The following is a 1,553-nucleotide window of genomic DNA, read 5'->3' as shown; positions in this document are numbered from 1 at the left end:
AGAACAGCATGTGGAGCCTCTGGTGGGGCGGGTTTTCTTGGTCGTTAATCCATCTACCAGGGGCTTCTTGCTGTTCAGAAGGGCTTCAGGGAGACCGGTACGGGGCTGTGACCTGCACCTTCAGGATGAAAAAGGCTCACCGAACCCGATTCGCCCCTGAAAACCCCGTGTTGCGTGCACGGTGTTTGTACTGGTCAGGGAATCGCAAAGACAAAAAGTGGCCTGGGTCACGGTCTGGAGTGCGCTTGCAAGGGTGGTCGCGCACAGAGGGGGGTGTATCGTCGCAGCTCATGACCCCTGAAAACGGGGGAAGGGTTCCGCAGGCCTATAAAGCCCGTAGGGCATGGCGAGGAACCCGATCACCCGACTTGAAGTCGACGGTTCCGGGGCGCTCGGCGAGATCGACATCCGGCTCGGTCCCACGCTTGCCAGGAGCTTGCTCGCTTGTGAAAACCCGCGCTGGCGAACAGGCTCCGCCTGGGTCACCCTCACCAGCACCAGTCGGCGAAGTTATCCACAGAAGGCTCGAACGGCTTCCAGAAAGGCAGGGGCGGGAGGGAGAATGGATTCGGGGGCGTCATACACTCCCGACCCCAGCGCACACCCCGGCCGCTTCCACGCTAGCCCACCCCCACCCCCCACCGCAGGCACCCACCCCAACCTGTGGATAACCTCCGCCCCAGGGCGCCCCCCGGCACGCGATGCCCCCGCCCCGGGTCACCCCCACGGGCGCCGGAGGCAGAAGAAACGGCTACCCGTCCCATTCCTCGGAGAAGCCGGATACCCGCCTTTCTCGGCTCCGCAATGTCCGGAGTTTCGGGCGGCCCAGAATATTCGGCGAACCCTTTCCGGTCAACCATTTCCCCACCCTCCGGGGAAGGGGGCGAAGAAAATTTATCAGCCCTGTGGAAAACCCCGCACCAAAAACCCCTCGCCGGTATTATGGAACCATGGCGGAGAACACGCACGCAGGCACGCGCATTCAGGCCGGGGACACCCCGGTCGATGCGGCGATGGCCGCTGCCGTGGACGCCGTCACCCGCACCTTCACCACCACCGCCCCGGTCCCCTTCGGCGGTGAGGCCGACCTCCTGGACCAGGCCGCCCGGGTCTGGCAGCAACTGGACCGGATCGTGGTGGCGATCCTGACCCCGGTGGCGCAGATGGCCGCCAACGGCACCCTGGCCCACATCGGCGGCTACCGCAGCCTCAAAGACTGGGCGGTCCACGCCTTCGGCATCCCCGCCCACCGCGCCGCCACCCTGGAGACCCTGGCACTGGCCTTCCACCACGACCGGCTCCCCGCCACCGCCCACGCCTTCCACACCGGACACCTGTCCGCCGAGGAGGCCGCCGCGATCGTCAAGGCCGCCGACAAGGCCGCCCACACCCTGGAAACGACCCCCGCCACCGCCCCCCACGACACCGACGGCGAACCGGTGTCCGCCGACCGGATACGGCAGATGATGGAGACCGGCATCCTGGCCGCCCGAGCCGAGGGCGAGGCCACCACGGTCGCCCGCATCAACCGCCTCGCCGCACGCCTCCAGACC

The 1,553-nt window shown here is 67.0% G+C and carries 1 pseudogene; it reads left to right on the top strand.

What is annotated here, in order from left to right:
• Nucleotides 1-950 precede the first annotated feature (950 nt).
• Nucleotides 951-1,553 (top strand): annotated as a pseudogene (locus ACJOT3_RS34605) (hypothetical protein); the annotation flags it as partial.

Source organism: Nocardiopsis protaetiae (assembly GCF_045446735.1).
In the GTDB taxonomy this organism is placed as follows: domain Bacteria; phylum Actinomycetota; class Actinomycetes; order Streptosporangiales; family Streptosporangiaceae; genus Nocardiopsis; species Nocardiopsis protaetiae.
This window is presented reverse-complemented; position numbering and strand designations above follow the sequence as displayed.